Below are 19,069 nucleotides of genomic sequence, written 5' to 3' on the forward strand. Positions count from 1 at the left end.
GATGTGCAAATGGGCCCCACCGGGGACGACCGGGGGCCCGGGGACTGATGGGGTGAGAGGTGTGCAAAACCGGACGCCGCAGATCCCTCAGCAGCCCGCACCGAGCCATGCCGGGCTCGATGCCGGACTCAGTGCGGAGCTGGCCTCGGTGGTGACGGGTGCGCGCAGGCGCGCACTGCGGGACGGCGACCGGCAGATCGACACGGCCCATCTGCTGCACTCCCTCATCGAGGCGGACCCGCAGGTCCGTGCCGCCTTCGACGGTGGACCGCAGCTGGCCAAGGTGCTCGGCTACCTGGTGCAGCGCTCCATCGGTTACGGGCTCCGCTGGCAGGCTGCGGTGGAGGACTCCGGCGCGATCGCCGCGGTGCCGGAGGCCGGGGTGGACGGCTGGTCGCCCTCGGCCGTGTCCGCCATGGAAGGGGCGCGCGCACGCGCGGAACTGCGCGGTGGCAGGCTGGTCGGGGGCCTCGATCTGCTCGCCGCGCTGGCGGCGGATCAGGAGTGCCGCGCCGTCGAGGTGCTGGGACGGGCGGGCGTCGACGCGGGACTGCTCGCGGAACGGATCGCGACGGCCTTGCGGCAGGGGTGACGGTGCCGGCGTGATGCGTATGACGCGCATGACAGGGGTGACCATGGTGACGCTCCTGACATCAGCTGTCATGATGTGCCGATGCACGCGTCTCAGGGGAGGAGCGCCGGCCTGGGACTAGCCCTGGCCTCGGCGTTCGCATTCGGTGGTTCAGGGGTGGCGGCCAAGCCGCTGATAGAGGCGGGGCTCGACCCGCTCCATGTGGTGTGGCTACGGGTGGCAGGCGCCGCCCTCGTCATGCTGCCCGTGGCCTGGCGCCACCGCGCTCTCGTGCGCAACCGGCCGGTTCTGCTGGTGGGCTTCGGACTGCTCGCCGTCGCGGGCGTCCAGGCCTGCTACTTCGCCGCGATCTCCCGTATCCCCGTCGGCGTGGCGCTGCTCGTCGAGTATCTGGCGCCCGCGCTCGTCCTCGGCTGGGTCCGGTTCGTCCAGCGCCGTCCGGTCACCCGGGCGGCAGCCGTCGGTGTCGTGCTCGCGGTCGGCGGTCTCTCCTGTGTGGTCGAAGTGTGGTCCGGGCTGAGTTTCGACGCTGTCGGGCTGCTCCTCGCCCTCGCCGCCGCATGCTGCCAGGTCGGCTACTTCGTCCTCTCCGACCAGGGGAGCCAGGACGGCGCGGCGGGTGCGGAGCCTCCGCATCCGGTCGGCGTCATCGCGTACGGGCTGCTCATCGGCGCGGTCGTCCTCACGGTGATCGCGCGGCCCTGGGGCATGGACTGGTCGCTGCTCGCCGGCAGTGCGGACATGAACGGGACGGATGTGCCTGCGTGGCTGCTGCTGGTGTGGATCGTGCTGCTCGCCACCGTGATCGCCTATGTCACCGGCGTGATCTCCGTGCGGCTGCTGTCCCCGGCGGTGGCGGGTGTCGTCGCCTGTCTGGAGGCGGTCATCGCGACCGTGCTGGCGTGGGTCCTGCTCGGCGAGCACCTCTCCGCCCCTCAGCTCATCGGCGGCTGTCTGGTGCTGATCGGTGCGTTCATCGCCCAGTCGTCGACGCCGAAGGCGTCTTCCGGGCCCGTGGCATCGGGGCCGGGTGAGGCGGTACGGGCCCAGGTGCCGGACGAAGGCCCCGGCGGGGCGCGGACCGCGGATCGTGCGGCCGCCGAGGCGGAGTTGTCCGCCGAGCGTGCCGCCACGTAACGTGTGCATCATGCACTTGACCGTACTTCCGCCGCCTGCCGCCTAGCGCGGGCGGCCACTCCTGACGAAGACCGGGCTCGGGCACTCCCCGAGTCGGATTGTCGCTGCCCGCGTGCGGAGCCGAGCGACCACCGTCCTGTCTTCCTCTGGAGAAGTCACGTGTCCCATCCTGCTTCAGGCCTGCCCGTCGGGCGGAGCCTGATCTATCTGATCGTCGCCGGAGTCGCCTGGGGTACCGCGGGGGCTGCTGCCTCGCTGATCTTCCGGGTCAGCGATCTCGGCCCGCTCGCCCTGTCGTTCTGGCGCTGCGCGGGCGGCCTGGTGCTGCTGCTCGGCGCCCTCGTGCTGAGGCCGCGGCGGGCGGCCGCCCCCGCCGAGTCGCGGCGACGCCGGCTGCTGCGCATCCTCGGGACCGGCGTCGGTCTCACCGTGTTCCAGAGCGCGTACTTCGCGGCTGTCGAGGCGACCGGCCTCGCGGTCGGGACCGTCGTCACCCTGGGGGCGGGGCCCGTCCTCATCGCGGTCGGCGCGCGGCTGACCATGGGGGAGCGGCTGGGCGGCGGCGGACTCGCCGCGGTGGTGGGCGCGCTCACCGGGCTCGCCGTGCTGGTGCTCGGCGGTGACGGCGGTACGGTGCGTCCCGCCGGGGTGGCGCTGGCGTTGCTCTCCGCTGCCGGTTACGCCGCCATCACCCTGCTGACCCGGTGGCTCGGCCGCGACGGCGGCGGTTCCGACGCGCTCGCCACCAGCGCCTGGGCGTTCGGGATCGGGGCGCTCGGGCTGCTGCCGATGGCGGCGGCCGAAGGGATCGTGCCGCACACCGCGGACACCGCCCAGGTGGTGTGGCTGCTGGTGTACGTGGCAGCGGTCCCGACCGCGCTCGCCTATGCCCTGTACTTCGCGGGCGCGGCAGTGGTACGGGCCGCGACCGTGTCCGTGATCATGCTCCTCGAACCGGTGAGCGCCGCCGTCATCGCCGTGGCCGTGCTCCGCGAGCAGCTCACCGCGGCCACCGTCATCGGCACGCTGCTTCTGCTCACGGCGGTGGCGGGGCTCGCTGTCGCCGAGACGCGCGGTGCGGCGAGTGCCCGCCGCCGGGCGGCCGTTCCCGCCTGACCGCCGGCCCGTCCGGCCGCGCGGCTCCGCTGTGCGCATGCTGCTGACCGGTCGTCAGGGGTGTGCGGGCCCACTCCCCTGTAGTGGGCCCGCACACCCGGACGGTTCAGAGAGCGGTCAGGTAGCCGGGCACGGCGATCGCCGGGTCGAGGTCGTCCGACGGCTGCGGCGCGCGGTATCCGCGGGCCAGCGGAACGACGCCCGCCCAGTGCGGCAGCGCCAGGTCGTCCGGCTCGTCGTTCGGCCCGCCGGTCCGCACCTTCGCGGAGACCTCGTCGAGATCGAGCCTGATCACGGCCGTGGCGGCGAGCTCCTTCTCGTTGGCCGGACGGGAGTCGGCGGTCCGGCCCGGCACGACGTGGTCGACGATCGCGTCGAGTGCGGTGCGCCGCTCCTGCGGGTCGGTCACCGTGCGGGCGACGCCGTGCACCACCACGGAGCGGTAGTTGATCGAGTGGTGGAAGGCGGAGCGGGCCAGCACCAGACCGTCGACATGCGTCACCGTCAGGCAGACCGGCAGGCCGGGGTCCGCCTTCCCGGCCGCCCGCAGGGGGCGCGAGCCGGTCGAGCCGTGTACGTACAGCCGCTCGCCGATCCGGCCGAAGAGCGTCGGCAGGACGACCGGGGCGCCGTCGCGGACGAAGCCGAGATGGCAGAGGTAGGCCTCGTCGAGTATCGAGTGGACCAGCTCCCGGTCGTACGAGGCGCGCTCCCGGGAACGGGTCGGGACGGTCCGCTCGGTCGGTTCGTACGGGGCCGCTGCCTCCGGGGCCGTGGTCTGCGGCGGTGCGGTGTCCGACATGGCCAACTCCATTGCACTAGTGCATAATCATGTTTGTGCTAGAAGAATATCGGATCACCGGGCGGCGCGCATCGGACATTGCCGCGAGTGTGGAGCGAGCGGTCGGGTCGGGCGAGCTCGCGCCAGGACAAGTGCTGCCGCCCATGCGGGAGCTGGCGGCCCGGTTGGAGGTCAATCCGAATACGGTGGCGGCCGCCTACCGCACCCTGCGCGAGCGCGGAGTGATCGAGACGGCCGGGCGCCGGGGAAGCAGGGTGCGCCCACGCCCCGCCAGTACGGCGCGCGGCTCGTTCAGGGTCGAGGCGCCGCCCGGTGTGCCGGATCTGGGGGCGGGGAACCCCGACCCGGAGTTGCTGCCGCCGCTCGGCGAGGCGTTCGCGGCCGCCACGCGTGCGTACGCGCAACGGCCAGGGATGTACGGAGAGGTACCCGTGGATCCGGAGCTCGCGGCTCTGGCGCGTGCCGCCCTCGATGCCGACGGCGTGCCGGCCGGGCCGGTGGCCGTCACCTCCGGATCCCTGGACGCGATCGAGCGGGTGCTCCTGGCGCATCTCAAGCCCGGTGACGCGGTCGCGGTCGAAGACCCCGGGTGGGGTTCCCTGCTCGATCTCATGCCGGCGCTGGGACTGCGTCTCGTGCCGATCGCGCTCGACGACGAGGGCCCGTTGCCCGACGCCGTCGAGCGCGCGCTGAGCGAAGGCGCCCGCGCGCTCGTCGTCACCGACCGCGCGCAGAACCCGACGGGCGCCGCCATCGGGGCCGCACGGGCGCAGGAGCTGCGGTGCGTTCTCGCCGGGCACCGAGGCGTGCTGCTGATCGAGGACGACCACGGCCACGCGATCGTCGACCTGCCGCTGCATCCGCTGGCGGGTGCCACCGACCGCTGGGCGTTCGTGCGTTCGGTCGCCAAGGCGTACGGACCGGACCTGCGGGTCGCCCTGCTGACCGGGGACGCGGTCACGGTCGATCGGGTCCTGGGGCGGCAGCGACTGGGTCCCGGCTGGGTCAGCAGGCTGCTGCAGCGGGCTGTGGTGCACCTGCTGGCGTCGGGCGCGGTGGACTCGGTCAGGGTCGCACGGGCGTACGGGGAGCGGCGCGATGCGCTCGTGCGGGCGCTGGCGGAGCGCGGTGTCGAGGCGCACGGCCGCAGCGGCATGAACGTGTGGGTTCCGGTGAGCGATGAGACCGGGGCGGTGTCCCGGCTGCTGAACGCGGGCTGGGCGGTGGCGCCCGGGGCACGGTTCCGGGTCGCCGCACCGCCGGGGATACGGCTCACCGTGTCACCCCTCGCCGCGGGCGACATCGAGCCGCTGGCCGACGCAGTGGCGGCAGCGGCGGGGGCGCCCCGGCCGGTGAGCTACGGCTGAGACGGGCCCGGGCGCGGTGCGGGCCTGCGCGTACGCGCCCTGCTCTGGGTGAGGGCGGCACCGGCAAGGACGATCAGCGCGCCGACCGGAGTGTTCCAGCTCAGCTGCTCACCGAGCACGGCGACCCCGGCCGCGGTGGCGATGACCGGGATGAAATAGGTGACCATCTGGGCGGTCGTCGGGCCGACCTCCTGGACCAGTCCGTACTGCATCAGCACCGCGAGCCCCGTGCCGAGCGCCCCCAGAGCGACGACGGCGAGTGTCGGCAGCAGCGGGAACCCGTCGGGCGCGGCCGTGAACAGGGGGGTGACCACTGCGATCTGCACCGTGCCGAGGAAGAGTTGGCTGCCGGTCAGGGCAAGGGTGGAGGAACCGCTGCCGGCCAGGGTCCTGCGGACGTAGATCCAGCCGACCGGATAGCTGAGGGAGGCGAGGAGCGCCATCGCCGTACCGCTGAAGTCCAGTCCGGAGAAGCCCTGCCAGGCGCCGAGGACCGTCAGCACGCCGAGGAAGCCGAGGCCGAGCCCGGCCACCCGGCGGCGGGTCGGCCGGTCCTCGGAGAGTGCGACGAGAGAGAGTGCCATACCCCACAGCGGCGACGTCGCGTTGCAGATGCCGGCCAGCGTCGACGGAATGGTCGTCTCGGCGTAGGCGAAGAGCGAGAACGGCAGGGCGTTGAGGAAGAACGCGGCGACGGCGAGATGACCCCAGGTGCGGGCGGTGCGCGGCAGGCGCTCGCGGCGCACCACCATGGCGACGGCCAGCACCGCCGTACCCGAGAGCAGCCGTCCGAGGGTGACCTGGAAGGGGGCGTACCCCTCGGTGCCGACCTTGATCAGAAGAAAGCTGAAGCCCCAGATCAGCGAGAGCGCCCCGAAGCGGATCCGCCAGTCCAGCGCGGGGCGCCGGGCAGCGGCAGGCGTGTCCGCCGGAGCGGCGGCCGGCCGGACAGAGGTGGATGGCACGGGGGCCGGTGCCGGAGCGGTGGTGGTCGAACGTGGGGCGGTCATGAGAGCAACAATGACGAATTCAACCGCGTAGGACAAGCGAGACTTCGTGAGATCGTCCGCGTAGCATTGCTTACATGTTGAACTTGGAGCGCCTGCGCACGCTGGATGCCCTCGCCCGGTTCGGTTCGGTCGGTGGCGCAGCCGAGGACCTGCATGTCACCACATCCGCGGTCTCCCAGCAGCTGGCGAAGCTGGAGCGCGAGGTGGGACAGCAGCTCCTCGCCAAGAACGGCCGCGGCGTCCGGCTCACCGACGCCGGCCGGCTGCTCGCCGACCACGCTGCGAAGATTCTTTCCCAGGTGGAACTGGCCCAGTCCGACATCGAGGCCCAGCGCGGCGAAGTGGTGGGTGAGGTCCGGCTGGCCGGCTTCCCGACCGCGGCGCGCGGGCTGTTCCCGGCGACGCTCGTCTCGCTGCGCGCGGACCACCCCGAACTGAGGGTACGTACGACGGAGTTGGAGCCCGAGGCCGGAATCCGCGCGGTGATACGGGGCGATGTCGACCTGGCGGTGGTGCTCGACTGGAGCAACAAGCGCTTGCCGGTTCCGGGCGGTCTCACCAAGGCCGAACTGCTCGACGACGCGCCGGACATCGCGATGCCGGCCGGTCATCCGCTGGCGGACCGGACCGAGGTGGGCCTGGAGGACTTCGCCGACGACGACTGGATCTCCTGGCCGGAGGGCGAGTTCTGTCACGACTGGCTGATGTTCACCCTGCGTTCGAAGGGAATCGAACCCCGCATCGCCCATCTTGCGGGCGAACACCACACCCAGCTCGCGCTGATCGCCGCCGGGGTGGGTGTCTGCGTGGCACCCCGGCTGGGGCGTGGGGTGGTGCCGGACGGGGTGCGGCTCGTGCCCGTACGGCAGAAGATGCGGCGGCACGTCCACGCCGTGTGGCGGACGGACGCCGACCGCCGGCCGTCGATCAGGGCGGCGGTCGCGGCACTGCGGGCGGCGGGCCGGAGCCTGGACGCACCGGTGAACGGCGACGGCGGGGGCTGACCCGGGACGGCGGGCATCGCGCCCGCACCCGGGAGGCGCGGCCGCGGAGGTGGTCTCAGGCCAGGTCCGCCAGCTTCCGGAAGTCCCATGACGTGATCGTCTTCGGGGTCAGCCGCAGCCATGCGTGCCGTCCGTCGTGCGGCATGACGTCCATGCCGAAGTACTTCTCCGCGAACAGCCGCTCCGGTCCGGTCAGTTCCGGGCAGGCTTCGCCGGTGCGCGGGGTCTCGCCGACGAAGACCGCCTCGCCGGAGAGCTCGACGCCGCGCAGTTCCCCGTACTCCGCGCCGTCGTCGACGACCACCGCGATTCTCGGGTCGTGGCGCAGCTGTGACGAGCGCAGGCTCCGGGTGATCGAGTACAGCCACAGCGAGGTGCCGTCCCAGACGAACCAGAGCGCCCCGATGTGCGGGCGGCCGTCGGCGGAGACGGTGGCGACCCGGCAGGTGCGCTGCTGGGTGAGATAGGCGTCGCGTTCCGCCTCCGTCATCATGATCCGACGGCCCCGTTGCTGAATGACGGCCATGGGACGTCTCCTCAGGTTGGCTGACTGTGTGTCAGAAATCATGAGGCCTCTTCCCTCCTGATGCAATGGCCGTTAGCCTCGCGCGCCCGGTCCGTCAGGAGAGGCCCGTCACCCGGAATCCACCGAGAGGGGCAGCCGTGCCGCCCAGGGAACAGCTTGCCGAGCAGCTCGATCCTGCCTCCACCGTCCTGCTGACGGTGGAGTGCCAGCAGGGCATCGTGGGCCCGGACAGCGCACTGCCCGAACTCGCCAGGGAGGCCCGGGCCTCCGGCGCCCTGCACAACGTCGCCCGACTGGTCGCCGCCGCCCACGAGGCGGGGGTGCAGGTACTGCACGCGGTCGCCGAACGGCGCCCCGACGGACGCGGTGCCAACCACAACGCCCGTATCTTCCGCGCCGCCGGCCGGCTGCCCGTACAGCAGCACTCCGGCACCGCGGCGGTCCGGATCGCCGCGCCCGTCGAGGTGGCGGACGAGGACATCGTCGTACGGAGACTGCACGGTCTCTCACCCGTCGCCGGCACAGGCGTCGACGCGCTGCTGCGCAATCTGGGCTGCCGCACCCTCGTCGTCACCGGGGTCTCGGCCAACGTCGCCATCCCCAACGCCGTCTTCGACGCGGTGAATCTCGGCTACACGGCGGTCGTGCCGTCCGATGCCATCGCGGGGGTGCCTGCCGACTACACCCCCGCGATGATTCGCAACACGCTCGCCCTCGTTGCCACCGTCACCACCACGAAGGAGGCACTGGGCTGCTGGCAGAGCCCCCGGAGGGCTATGAAGCGAGCATGATCGAGTCGCCCTCGACCTTGATCGACGCGGCGGGCAGCGGCTTGGGGGCCGGGCCGCCCGCCACCTCACCGGTCGCCGCGTCGAACTTGCTGCCGTGACAGGGACAGATGATGGCGCCTCCCGAAACGCTCGACACCGCGCATCCCTGATGCGTGCACTTCGACGAGAACGCCTTGAACTCCCCGGCCTTCGGCTGCGTGACCACGACGCCCTGGTCGGCGAAGATCTTCCCGCCGCCCTCCGGGATGTCGGTGGTCTTCGCGAGCACGCCCGAGCCGCCCGGACCCCCCTCCGCGGCCGGCTCGACGGCATCTGAACCGCCCGTGTCCTTGGAGTTTCCGCACGCGGTGAGTACGGCAGCCACCCCGACCGCACCGACACCTGTCACAACGGTGCGACGTCCGAGACGGACCTCGTGCTCCTGCGATGCGCTCATGCTGACTTTCCCTTCCGCGGTATTCATGTCTTCGACCAGGGGTACGCGCCGCCGAGGCCCGGTGTTCAACGTGCGAGGGACTTTACGAGGAAGTCCCGCTCCAGCAGCAAGAGGTTGCTCGCCGTCTCTTCCTGTGTGACCAGATGCCCCGACCCGGAGAGCGGCAGCACGGTGTGCGACCGCCCCGCGGCCAGCAGCGCGGCCGAGAACCGCAGCATGTGGGCGACGGCGACATTGTCATCGGCAAGTCCGTGCACCAGCATGAGCGGGCGCGTCAGCCGGTGGGCCTCGGAGAGCAGCGAATTTCGCTCGTACGCCTCCGGCTCCACATCCGGATGGCCGAGAAACCGTTCCTCCCAATGGGTGTCGTACAGCCGCCGGTCGGTCGGCGCCGCACCCGCCACGGCCGCGTGGAAGACCTCCGGGTGACGCAGCACGGCCGCGGCCGCGAGGTAACCGCTGAACGACCATCCACGCATCGCCACCCGGCCCAGGTCCAGTTGCGGGCAGCGCGCCGCCGCCGCGTGCAGCGCGTCGATCTGGTCCTCCAGGACAGCGGTCAACCGGTCGCCGCGCACCGACTTCTCCCAGGCCTCACCCCGCCCCGGGGTGCCGCGGCCGTCCGTGACGAGTACCGCGAACCCCTGCTCGGCGAACCACTGGGCGGTCGCGGCCCACCAACTGCGCACCGGCAGGACCAGTTGGAGGCCATGGCCCGCATACGGGCTGAGCAGCACGGGCAGCGGCCCGTCTCCCTGCCGGTGCCACGACGGCAGGTACAGGCTGCTGCGCAGCTCCCGCACCCCCAGGCTCAGCGAGAGGGGCCGTGCTGTGACCACGGGAGTCTCCGCGAGGACCGCGATCCGTCCCACGGTCGCGCCGTTTCGCACCACGGTGACCGTCTGCCCGTCCGGGGTGCGGCTGTCCAGCACTACCGTGGGACCGCCCACCGCGGCCGTGTGCACGCCGCGCTCGCCAGTGAGTCGCACGGGAGCGTCTTCGGACGAGCCGGCCGCACAGGACCAGACATGGATCTCCGTCGGCTCCTCGCTCGCGGTGAAGTACACCCGGTCCCCGACGGCGCCGAGAACCTCGCGGACCTCCAGACCCGGCGGAGTCGCACGGCCGCCGATCTCCAGCCCCTGGGTGTCGCCGCCCGGTTGTGCGGGAACGACGAGTGCCCCGGACGCAAGGCGACGCGGCGTTCCCGCTCGGAGTGCGACCCATGCACGGTCATGGGCGCGGTGCAGGACCCGGGTCCTTCCCGTGGCCGGATCCACCGCGAGGACATGGACCGAACGCTGGTCGCGCGTCTGCGCCGAGACGAGCGGCCCGTGCGTGTCCCAGCCGGCCGTCGCGACGTACTCGAACCGCGGGTCCGTCCACGTCCCGGCAGGATGGTCCGCGCCGGCCGCCACAGGCAGCCGGACCGCGATGCGCCCACCGGACACCCGCACCAGATGCAGGGACACTTCCGCGTTCGGCGTGCCCGCCGCCGGGTACGGCACCTCGCGCGGCGGCCGCTCCGGATGGGCCGGATCGCTGAGGTACCTTCGCTGCACCATGGCGGTGTCCACGCGTGCGACCAGCAGCGCATCGCCCGCCGGCGACCACCAGTAGCCGCGCGGGCGCCCGAGCGATTCCGCCGACACGTGGTCCGAGAGCCCGTACGTCACGTGCTCCTCCTCCGGGGTGACCGCTGCCCGGTCGTTTGTCCCGTCGCTCCGCACGATCCGCAGCGCGCCCGCGCAGACGTAGGCGATCAGGGTGCCGTCCGGCGAAGGGCGCGGATCGGTCACGGCGCCGGCGGTGGCGATCCGGTGCGGGGTGCCGCCGTCCGTCCGTACGGCCCACAGCTCACCGTCGAGTGCGAAGGCGACGAGCCGGACGTCCGCGTCCGTCGCGTACGACACGACCCCCGACGTCGTCTCACGGGCCCGCTCCCGGCGGACCAGTTCCTCCTGCGGGACCTCGCCGCCGTCCGCGCGATCGCGCCGCACGGCCGACGGGTCGGCGAGCATCCGCTCCGCGCCGTCCTCGTACAGCCACAGGCGGCCGACCGGATCGGCGCCGCCCGTCGTCCTTGTGAACAGCACCCGTTCGCCGTCGGGTGAGACCGTGAACTGCCGGGGCACGCCGAGCGAGAAGCGCCGGGTGCGGGCGGACTGGAGAGGCAGTCCGCCGGGGCCGGTTCCACCGGATCGGTCCGTGGTCATGTCGGAATTCCTTCCCTTGGTGATCGGCTGCTGCGACCGGGGGACGAGCGGGTTCGCAGCGCATGGAGGGATGACCGGTGCACCCCAGTAACCTGGGGCGATGCTCACCGAAGTCACAGCGACCCGCTACGTCACGCCGTTGCGTGAGGGCGGCTCGCTCCCGGGCATCGTCGAAGCCGACGATCTCGGTACGTACGTCATGAAGTTCACCGGCGCGGGGCAGGGCCGCAAGACCCTCGTCGCGGAGGCCATCTGCGGGGAGCTCGGCCGGCGGCTGGGACTGCGGGTTCCGGAACTCGTCACGATCCAGCTCGACCCGGTCATCGGGCTCGCCGAGCCGGATCAGGAGGTGCAGGAACTGCTCAAAGCGAGCGGCGGGCTGAATCTCGGAATGGATTATCTGCCCGGCTCGATCGGGTTCGATCCGCTCGCCTACCAGGTGGATCCGGCAGAGGCCGGGAAAATCGTCTGGTTCGATGCGTTGATCAACAATGTCGACCGATCGTGGCGGAACCCTAACATGCTGGTCTGGCACGGCGATGTCTGGCTCATCGACCACGGCGCCACCATGATCTGGCACCACAACTGGCCGGGTGCACAGGCATCGGCTGCCAAGCCGTACAACGCCTCCGACCATGTGCTCGCGCCCGTCGGCCCGGACATCGCGGCCGCGGCCGCCGAGCTGGCCCCGCTCGTCACCGAGCAGCTGCTGACCGAGGTGACCGCCGACGTGCCGGACGAGTGGCTGGTCGACGAGCCCGGCTTCGACACGACGGACGCCCTGCGCCGCGCCTATGTGGAGCCGCTGCTGGCGCGCGCCGCCACCATCCATGAGCGGATCTCGATGGACACACCCACGAAGACCGGGCCGTCCCAGGCGCCGGGATGGCTCACCGAGCGCCTCACGCCGTGGCCGCATCCCACGAAGAAGGACCGGGCGGAGCGAGCCGCAGCCGAGCAGAGCAGCAAGGACGGCGGCCGGTGAGCAAGCGCGAGGTCTTCGAGTACGCGCTGCTGCGCGTCGTGCCCCGGGTCGAGCGCGGTGAGTGCTTCAACGCGGGGGTGCTGGTGTACTGCCGCGCCAGATCCTTCGTGGCGGCCCGTACCCATCTGGACGAGAACAAGCTGAGGGCGCTGGACCCGGACGCGGACGTGGCCGGCGTACGGGCGGCACTGCGGGCGGTCGAGGGTGTCTGCGGCGGCGGCGACGCGGCCGGTCAGGCCGCCGGCGACGATGTTGGCCGGCGCTTTCGCTGGCTGATCGCCCCGCGCTCCACGGTCGTTCAGCCGAGCGCCGTGCACAGCGGTCTCACCACCGATCCGGAGGCCGAGGTCGAGCGGCTGCTCGACCTGCTGGTGCGCTGATCCGGCACCCGTCGGCGCCGTCCGTCTCCCCTGCGGTCGCGTCGCCGACGGGTGTGACATGCGCTGCTGTCCCCGTGGGCCGTTGACACCGAGTGCCAGGGCTTCTAGCGTCTCGTCTGCTGAAGGTACTAAGCGGTTGCTCAGTCATCGGGAAACTTCCTGACGTCCGCTGAGCCGCGATCCAAGGGCGAGGAGAACCAACCATGTCCACCACCGAGCAGCGCGTCGCCATCGTGACGGGAGCGGCGCGGGGCATCGGCGCCGCCACCGCCGTCCGCCTGGCGGCCGAGGGCCGCGCCGTCGCCGTACTCGACCTCGACGAGGCGGCCTGCAAGGACACCGTCGAGAAGATCACCGCGGCCGGAGGCACTGCACTCGCCGTCGGCTGCGACGTGTCGGACAGCGCCCAGGTGGAGGCCGCCGTCGCGCGCGTCGCCGCCGAGCTCGGCGCCCCGACGATCCTCGTGAACAACGCGGGCGTGCTCCGCGACAACCTGCTCTTCAAGATGAGCGAGTCCGACTGGGACACCGTGATGAACGTGCACCTCAAGGGCGCGTTCCTGATGGCCAAGGCTGTCCAGAAGCACATGGTGGACGCCAAGTTCGGCCGTATCGTCTCGCTCTCGTCCTCCTCGGCGCTCGGCAACCGCGGCCAGGCCAACTACTCCGCCGTCAAGGCCGGTCTGCAGGGCTTCACCAAGACGCTCGCCAAGGAGCTCGGCAAGTTCGGCATCACCGCCAACGCCGTCGCGCCCGGCTTCATCGTCACCGAGATGACCGCGCAGACCGCGGCCCGGGTCGGCATGGGCTTCGAGGAGTTCCAGGCCGCCGCCGCCACCCAGATTCCCGTGCAGCGCGTCGGCCGCCCCGACGACATCGCCAACGCCATCGCCTTCTTCACGGGCGACGAGGCCGGCTTCGTCTCCGGCCAGGTCCTGTACGTCGCCGGCGGACCGCTCAACTGACCGGAAGGGCAACGCAGATCATGACTGTGCAGGACAGCGGGAAGGTCGCGCTGATCACGGGCGCGAGCCGGGGGATCGGTTACGGCATCGCCGAGGCGCTCGTCGCCCGTGGCGACCGGGTGTGCATCACCGGGCGCGGTGAGGAAGCCCTCAAGGAGGCCGTCGAGAAGCTGGGCTCCGACCGGGTCATCGGCATCGCGGGCAAGGCGCACGACGAGGCGCACCAGGCGGCGGCCGTCGAACGCACCATGGAGGCGTTCGGCAGGGTCGACTTTCTGGTCAACAACGCCGGTACGAACCCGGTCTTCGGCCCGATCGCGGAGCTCGACCTGGCCGTCGCGCGCAAGGTCTACGAGACCAATGTGATCTCGGCGCTCGGGTTCGCCCAGCAGACCTGGAAGGCCTGGCAGAAGGAGAACGGCGGGGCGATCGTCAACATCGCCTCCGTCGCCGGCGTCTCCGCCTCGCCGTTCATCGGTGCGTACGGCATGAGCAAGGCCGCCATGGTCAATCTGACCCTTCAGCTGGCGCACGAGTTCGCTCCGGTCGTCCGGGTCAACGCCATCGCCCCCGCGGTCGTGAAGACCAGGTTCGCCGAGGCGCTGTACGAAGGCCGCGAGGCCGAGGCCGCCGCTGCCTATCCGCTCGGCCGGCTCGGTGTCCCCGAGGACATCGGGGGCGCCGCCGCGTTCCTCACGTCGAACCAGTCCGACTGGATCACGGGGCAGACGCTCGTCGTCGACGGTGGCATCTTCCTGAACGCAGGCGTGGGCTGAGCACCGCCTGATCCGGTTTCGCCCTGATTGACTCAAGTGCCCCGTCGGGCCTACGGATTGACCCGACGGGGCGCTGCGGTATGGTCTGCCGACCCATGGCTGATCGAGGAGCGTGCACGTGTTCTACCGGGCCAGGCTGCACGTCGTTGCAGCGCTTGCTTCCCTTTCATTGCTGGCCGGCTGCGGTCTGCTGTCCGACAACGGCTCGGCGAGCGAGCAGAAGATAGTCGTCGGCACCACGAGTGAGCCCTCCACTCTTGATCCGGCGGCGGCGTGGGACAACTCCTGGGAGCTGATGCGCAATGTCTTCCAGACCCTGGTGAGCTTCCCCACCGGCAGTACGAGCCCCGAGCCCGATGCCGCGGATTCCTGCACCTTCACCGACCGGACCAGCACGGCCTATCGCTGCAGGCTCAAGAAGGGCCTGAAGTTCTCCAACGGGGACGCACTCGACGCCGAGGCCGTGAAGTACTCCATCGACCGGATCTCGACCCTCAAGGTGAAGGGCGGCCCGGTAGGACTGCTCGGCTCGCTCGACCGCGTCGAGACTGTCGGTGACGACACGGTTGTCTTCCACCTCAACAAGCCCGACGCCACCTTCCCGTTCGTCCTGGCCACCCCCGCGATGTCCCTGGTGGCACCCGGCGACTACCCGAAGGACAAGGTCCGCGAGGACGGAAAGATCACCGGGTCCGGCCCCTATCTCCTGGACTCGTACCGGCCGGGCGACCGGGCCGAGCTGGTGAAGAACCCGAGCTACAAGGGGTTCGCCAACCGCAAGAACAACGCCGTGACCATCAGGTACTTCAAGGGGTCCACCCCCATGGTCGAGGCCCTGCGGAAGAACGAGATCGACGCCACCTACCGCGGCCTCACCGCCGAGGAGGTCGTCAGGCTCGAGGACAACAAGGAGAAGAACACCGAGCTGCAGCTCATCGAGACCGTCGGCGCCGACATCCGCTTCCTGGTCTTCAACCCCGAGGACCCGGCCGCCGGGAACCCGGCCGTGCGTCGGGCCATCGCCCAGCTCGTGGACCGGGACGCCTTGGTGGCCAAGGTCTACCAGGGCACCGCCGAGCCGCTGTACTCCATGGTGCCCAAGGGCATCGCCGGTCACACCACCAGCTTCTTCGACAGCTTCGGTGACCCGAACGTGGAGAAGGCCAAGGAGATCCTCACCGGGGCGGGCATCACCGAGCCGGTGGCCATGACGTTCTGGTTCACCACCGACCGGTACGGCTCCTCGACGGCCCCCGAGTTCGATGAGCTGAAGCGCCAGCTGGAGGCCTCGGGGCTGTTCCGGATCACGCTGAAGAGCGCCCCGTGGAAGACGTTCCAGGCCGGCTACACCAAGGGCGAGTACCCGGTCTTCGGCCGTGGCTGGTTCCCGGACTTCCCGGACCCGGACAACTTCATCGCTCCCTTCGTGGGCAAGGACACCGTCACCGGGATGCCGTACGTGAAGAACGAGATCACCCAGCACCTGCTGCCGCAGAGCCGTCAGGAGAGCGACCGGGGCGCGGTCAGCAAGCAGTTCGAGCGGGCCCAGAAGATCCTGGTCGACGACGTCCGGCTGCTGCCGCTGTGGCAGGGCAAGCTCTATGTGGCGGCGGGCGAGGACATCGGCGGCGGCGAGCGCGCACTGGACCCGCAGACGGTCATGCAGATGTGGGAGCTGTACCGCAAGGCGAGCTGGTAGGGCTCGCCCGGTCGATTGTCAGTGGGCCCCGGTAGGTTCTGTGGTCAAGAACCTATTTGCGTACCGGAGGTTGTTGACGTGACCGACACCGACCTGCTGCCCGAGTCCTGGCGCGGCGTTCTCGGCGACGAGCTGCAGAAGCCGTACTTCAAGGAGCTCGCCGACTTCGTCGAGGAGGAGCGGGCCAAGGGGCCGGTCTATCCGCCGCGGGAGCAGGTCTTCGCCGCACTGGAGGCCACTCCGTACGACAAGGTGAAGGTCCTGGTCCTGGGCCAGGACCCCTACCACGGCGAGGGCCAGGGGCACGGGCTGTGCTTCTCCGTGCAGCCCGGCGTCAGGACGCCGCCCTCCTTGCGGAACATCTACAAGGAGATGAACGACGAGCTCGGCCTGCCGGTCCCGGACAACGGGTATCTGATGCCGTGGGCCGAGCAGGGCGTCCTGCTGCTCAACGCCGTGCTGACGGTCCGCGCCGGAGAGGCCAACTCGCACAAGGGCAAGGGCTGGGAAAAGGTCACCGACGCGGTGATCCGGGCGGTGGCCTCGCGCCCCGACCCGGCGGTCTTCGTCCTCTGGGGCAACTACGCGCAGAAGAAGCTCCCGCTGATCGACGAGGAGCGCCATGTGGTGGTGAAGGGCGCGCACCCCTCGCCGCTCTCCGCGAAGAAGTTCCTCGGCTCCCGTCCGTTCACGCAGATCAACGAGGCGATCGCGGCGCAGGGGCACCAGCCGATCGACTGGCGCATCCCCGACCTGGGCTGACTGCGGGCACCTGCCCGACAGGCTCGGGCGCTTTGCCCGAGCCTGACCGGGTTTACCCGCACCAGCGACTAGCGTCGAGCCATCCGGAATCGAACGGGATCGGCTGGACGGGTGCGAGGGAGACTGCGGTGGCGGAGCAGCAGGAGGCGTCGAAGGACGCCGTCATGACCAGGATCGGCCAGGCGATCATGCTGCTGCACGGTGGTGACCGGGAAGAGGCCCGCAACCGATTCGGAGCGCTCTGGGCCGAGATCGGCGAGGACGGCGACGCCCTCCACCGTTGCACCCTCGCGCACTACATGGCCGACACCCAGGACGACCCCGGTGATGAACTCGCCTGGGACCTGCGGGCGCTGACCGCCGCCGAGGGGCTGACGGACGAGCGGGCGGACAAACACCGGGACACGCTCGCGGTCCGCGCCTTCTCTCCCCTGCTCCATCTCAGTCTCGCGGCGGACTATGCGAAGCTCCAGCGCCCGGATGCCGCCTGGATCCATCTGCACCGCGCCCGTCAGGCCTCCGACGTCCTCGCGGACGACGGAACGGACGACGGGTACGGGGGAGGGGTACGGGCGGCGATCGGGCGCCTGGAGCGGCGGCTGTGGGATCAGTGGCCGTAGGAGTCTTCGCAGATCCGGGACGGGGTGCTGCCGGCGGGCCAGCCGCCGTATCCCCGTCCGAGCGCGCAGACGTCCGCCCCGGTGACGGGGGAGGCCGGCATAGCCGGGACCGGTGCCGGTGCCACGCGCGGCGCCTGCCGCGGCCGCGGCAGGACCCCACCGGGATGCTCACCCTGCCGTGTGCGCTGCCCGGTGCGACGGGTGTCGGAGAGCGCTCCGGGGGCGGTCTCGGACGCCTGTGCGGAGGGCTTCGGATCCGGCAGGGATTCCAGGGTGTCCCGGACCGGTGGCCGGGCGATCTGAGGGGCCAGGTCCCGGGCGGGCCTGCTGGTCTCGGGCCGGGGCGCATGGCCCGGCTGGTGCTCCACGGACACGCAGCCGGAGACGGCAGTGACTGCCACCCCGACCAGGAGCTTCACGGCGATTCTGGTTCGTTGCACGCTGCAACTCTGCTGTGCGGGCCAGGCATTGCGGGAGTGGGGAAGCCGTGATTGGCCCGCACGAGTGACCCCGGTCGGCGCAGTCCCCGGCTGCCGCCGCCCCCGGGTGGGCCCGATGCGGACGGGCGACCCAGGCGGAATCAGTCGCCGGTCGCGCCGTCGATCCGCTCCCGGACGAGATCGGCGTGGCCGTTGTGCCGGGCGTACTCCTCGATCATGTGGGTGTAGATCCACCGCAGGTTGTACGGCTCGCCCTTGCGGCTCAGGCCGACCGACAGATCGTCGAGCCCGACGTTCGCGGCGATCTCCCGGGCCCGTGCGATCTCCTCCCGCCAGATCGCCCCGTCCTTCTCCCAGGTGTCTGCCTCGGTGAGGTGGAACTCGCCGTCCGGGTCCTCGTCCGTGCCGTAGACGGCCTTCACGTCCTCACCGGCCAGGACCTCGCGGAACCAGCCGCGCTCCACCTCCGCCATGTGTCGCACGAGCCCGAGCAGGCTGAGCTCCGACGGGGGTACGGACGCCTCCCGCAGTTGGGCGTCGGTGAGGCCTGCGCACTTCAGGGCGAGCGTGTCGCGGTGATAGTCGAGCCAGCCCTCGAGCATCGGGCGCTCGGCGGCCGTGAGGGCGGGCTCGGAGCGTTCGTCTGTGGTCATGCCGCGCATTCTTGCCCAGTGATCACGAATGGGCCAGGCGTTTAGCGGCCCAGCATGCCGCACAGCAACTCGGTGAAGCCGGTACGCAGTTCCTCCTCGGTGGGTACGGACCGGTGGTACGACCCGGCAGCGCAGGAGAACATCAGCCCCTCGCACCAGGCCACCAGAGACAGGGCATGGCGATCCGGCTCGGCCGAACCGGCCGCCGTCATCAGCGCCACCAGGGGGTCGCGGAACTGGCGGCCCATGGTGTCGAAGAACTCGCGCAGCTCGGGGCGCCGGGTGGCTTCCAGGGCGAGTTCGTAGCGGCAGATGAGCAGTTCGGGGTGACGGGTCAGATACCGGTGCAGGGCCAGTGCGAGACCGCCGACGACGGCGTCCAGACCGTCACCTGCCTGCCCTGTTGCCTTCCCTCCTGCTCCGTCGGTTGCTCCCGCTTCGGTTTCCGCCCTGTCGATCGGCGCGTCGCCGGGCATCGGGAGTTCTCCCGGGGCGAGCACCTGTGCCTCGCGCTCGGCCAGGCGTCGCACCGTCGCCTCCAGCAGAGCCTGCCGGGTGCGGGCGTGGTTGGACGTCGAACCCTGGGGGAGCCCGGCGCGCTCGTCGACGGCGCGGTGGGTGAGCCCCCGCATCCCGCGCTCGGCGAGCAGTGCCAGTGCGGCGTCGGTGATCAGGTCGGACCGGGAGGCGCCGGTGGTGCGGGGGGTGCTTGTGGCCATGGGGCCAAACCTACCGCTGCAACTACACCTGTAGTACGTTGGTGTCCTCACTACAGATGTAGTTTCGAGGAGG

Annotated in this window: 21 protein-coding genes; 13 read left to right on the plus strand and 8 right to left on the minus strand. The window is 71.0% G+C overall.

The genetic code is table 11. From position 1 onward, the window contains the following. Positions 1-61: 61 nt before the first annotated feature. From OG878_RS32915 to OG878_RS32925, 3 genes are all read left to right on the plus strand, one after another. On the plus strand, positions 62-592 hold the full coding sequence (locus tag OG878_RS32915; RefSeq protein ID WP_328890144.1) for a Clp protease N-terminal domain-containing protein: 531 nt from the start codon (positions 62-64) through the stop codon (positions 590-592). Between the two features lie 81 nt (positions 593-673). Then, positions 674-1,729 (plus strand): EamA family transporter, encoded by a 1,056-nt coding sequence (locus OG878_RS32920; protein ID WP_328890145.1) that lies wholly within the window; start codon positions 674-676, stop codon positions 1,727-1,729. A gap of 159 nt (positions 1,730-1,888) precedes the next feature. Further along, positions 1,889-2,845 (plus strand): DMT family transporter, encoded by a 957-nt coding sequence (locus tag OG878_RS32925; RefSeq protein ID WP_328890146.1) that lies wholly within the window; start codon positions 1,889-1,891, stop codon positions 2,843-2,845. Between the two features lie 106 nt (positions 2,846-2,951). Here OG878_RS32925 and OG878_RS32930 read toward each other — a convergent pair whose 3' ends face one another. After that, positions 2,952-3,647, minus strand: a complete 696-nt coding sequence (locus tag OG878_RS32930; RefSeq protein WP_328890147.1) for a pyridoxamine 5'-phosphate oxidase family protein — start codon at positions 3,645-3,647, stop codon at positions 2,952-2,954. 35 nt (positions 3,648-3,682) lie between these two features. On the opposite strand from OG878_RS32930, the gene OG878_RS32935 reads away from it, so the two are divergent. Beyond that, positions 3,683-5,014, plus strand: a complete 1,332-nt coding sequence (locus OG878_RS32935) for an aminotransferase class I/II-fold pyridoxal phosphate-dependent enzyme (protein WP_328890148.1) — start codon at positions 3,683-3,685, stop codon at positions 5,012-5,014. Here OG878_RS32935 and OG878_RS32940 read toward each other — a convergent pair. Then, positions 5,005-6,024, minus strand: coding sequence for a DMT family transporter (locus OG878_RS32940; RefSeq protein WP_328890149.1), 1,020 nt, complete (start codon positions 6,022-6,024; stop codon positions 5,005-5,007). The genes OG878_RS32935 and OG878_RS32940 overlap by 10 nt on opposite strands. A 74-nt stretch (positions 6,025-6,098) precedes the next feature. On the opposite strand from OG878_RS32940, the gene OG878_RS32945 reads away from it, so the two are divergent. Further along, entirely contained in the window at positions 6,099-7,028 is a 930-nt protein-coding gene (locus OG878_RS32945) for a LysR family transcriptional regulator (protein ID WP_328890150.1), read from the plus strand. Positions 7,029-7,083: 55 nt separating this feature from the next. On the opposite strand, the gene OG878_RS32950 is transcribed toward OG878_RS32945, so the two are convergent. Beyond that, the gene (locus tag OG878_RS32950) at positions 7,084-7,554 is read right to left on the minus strand and encodes a pyridoxamine 5'-phosphate oxidase family protein (protein WP_328890151.1); all 471 of its coding nucleotides are present in this window, start codon (positions 7,552-7,554) and stop codon (positions 7,084-7,086) included. 137 nt (positions 7,555-7,691) lie between these two features. Here OG878_RS32950 and OG878_RS32955 point away from each other — a divergent pair, with 137 nt between their 5' ends. Next, on the plus strand, positions 7,692-8,345 hold the full coding sequence (locus OG878_RS32955) for a cysteine hydrolase (RefSeq protein ID WP_328890152.1): 654 nt from the start codon (positions 7,692-7,694) through the stop codon (positions 8,343-8,345). Here OG878_RS32955 and OG878_RS32960 read toward each other — a convergent pair. Together OG878_RS32960 and OG878_RS32965 are read right to left on the minus strand one after the other, a co-directional pair. Continuing rightward, positions 8,329-8,781 carry a Rieske (2Fe-2S) protein gene (locus OG878_RS32960; RefSeq protein ID WP_328890153.1) on the minus strand — a complete coding sequence of 151 codons (453 nt, stop codon included), beginning with the start codon at positions 8,779-8,781 and terminating at the stop codon, positions 8,329-8,331. The genes OG878_RS32955 and OG878_RS32960 overlap by 17 nt on opposite strands. 65 nt (positions 8,782-8,846) lie before the next feature. Then, positions 8,847-10,997 (minus strand): prolyl oligopeptidase family serine peptidase, encoded by a 2,151-nt coding sequence (locus OG878_RS32965; RefSeq protein WP_328890154.1) that lies wholly within the window; start codon positions 10,995-10,997, stop codon positions 8,847-8,849. A gap of 100 nt (positions 10,998-11,097) precedes the next feature. Between OG878_RS32965 and OG878_RS32970 the strand changes: the two genes are divergently transcribed. The 7 genes from OG878_RS32970 (at position 11,098) to OG878_RS33000 (ending at position 17,184) form a co-directional block, all read left to right on the plus strand. Beyond that, on the plus strand, positions 11,098-11,982 hold the full coding sequence (locus OG878_RS32970) for a HipA family kinase (protein WP_328890155.1): 885 nt from the start codon (positions 11,098-11,100) through the stop codon (positions 11,980-11,982). Next, complete coding sequence (locus tag OG878_RS32975; RefSeq protein ID WP_277324998.1) at positions 11,979-12,362, plus strand: DUF3037 domain-containing protein; 384 nt, start codon at positions 11,979-11,981, stop codon at positions 12,360-12,362. Before OG878_RS32970 ends, OG878_RS32975 begins: the two co-directional genes overlap by 4 nt. A gap of 203 nt (positions 12,363-12,565) precedes the next feature. Beyond that, a complete protein-coding gene (gene fabG / locus OG878_RS32980; protein WP_328890156.1) occupies positions 12,566-13,327 on the plus strand; it encodes a 3-oxoacyl-ACP reductase FabG in 762 nt (253 codons plus the stop codon). Between the two features lie 20 nt (positions 13,328-13,347). After that, entirely contained in the window at positions 13,348-14,103 is a 756-nt protein-coding gene (locus tag OG878_RS32985; protein ID WP_328890157.1) for an SDR family oxidoreductase, read from the plus strand. Positions 14,104-14,221: 118 nt separating this feature from the next. Continuing rightward, positions 14,222-15,802 (plus strand): ABC transporter substrate-binding protein, encoded by a 1,581-nt coding sequence (locus tag OG878_RS32990; RefSeq protein ID WP_328890158.1) that lies wholly within the window; start codon positions 14,222-14,224, stop codon positions 15,800-15,802. Positions 15,803-15,880: 78 nt separating this feature from the next. After that, entirely contained in the window at positions 15,881-16,564 is a 684-nt protein-coding gene (locus tag OG878_RS32995; protein ID WP_328890159.1) for a uracil-DNA glycosylase, read from the plus strand. Positions 16,565-16,692: 128 nt separating this feature from the next. Then, on the plus strand, positions 16,693-17,184 hold the full coding sequence (locus tag OG878_RS33000; RefSeq protein WP_328890160.1) for a hypothetical protein: 492 nt from the start codon (positions 16,693-16,695) through the stop codon (positions 17,182-17,184). Here the strand turns inward: OG878_RS33000 and OG878_RS33005 are convergent. The 3 genes from OG878_RS33005 to OG878_RS33015 all read right to left on the minus strand — a co-directional run bounded on the left by OG878_RS33005 (position 17,172) and on the right by OG878_RS33015 (position 18,996). Beyond that, complete coding sequence (locus OG878_RS33005; protein ID WP_328890161.1) at positions 17,172-17,624, minus strand: hypothetical protein; 453 nt, start codon at positions 17,622-17,624, stop codon at positions 17,172-17,174. The two genes, OG878_RS33000 and OG878_RS33005, sit on opposite strands and share 13 nt — an antisense overlap. Before the next feature lie 140 nt (positions 17,625-17,764). Then, the gene (locus OG878_RS33010) at positions 17,765-18,277 is read right to left on the minus strand and encodes a DinB family protein (RefSeq protein ID WP_328890162.1); all 513 of its coding nucleotides are present in this window, start codon (positions 18,275-18,277) and stop codon (positions 17,765-17,767) included. A gap of 41 nt (positions 18,278-18,318) precedes the next feature. Next, positions 18,319-18,996, minus strand: coding sequence for a TetR/AcrR family transcriptional regulator (locus OG878_RS33015; protein ID WP_328890163.1), 678 nt, complete (start codon positions 18,994-18,996; stop codon positions 18,319-18,321). Between the last annotated feature and the right edge of the window lie 73 nt (positions 18,997-19,069).

Origin of the sequence: Streptomyces sp. NBC_00316 (genome assembly GCF_036158715.1) — a bacterium.
Taxonomy (GTDB): Bacteria; Actinomycetota; Actinomycetes; order Streptomycetales; family Streptomycetaceae; genus Streptomyces.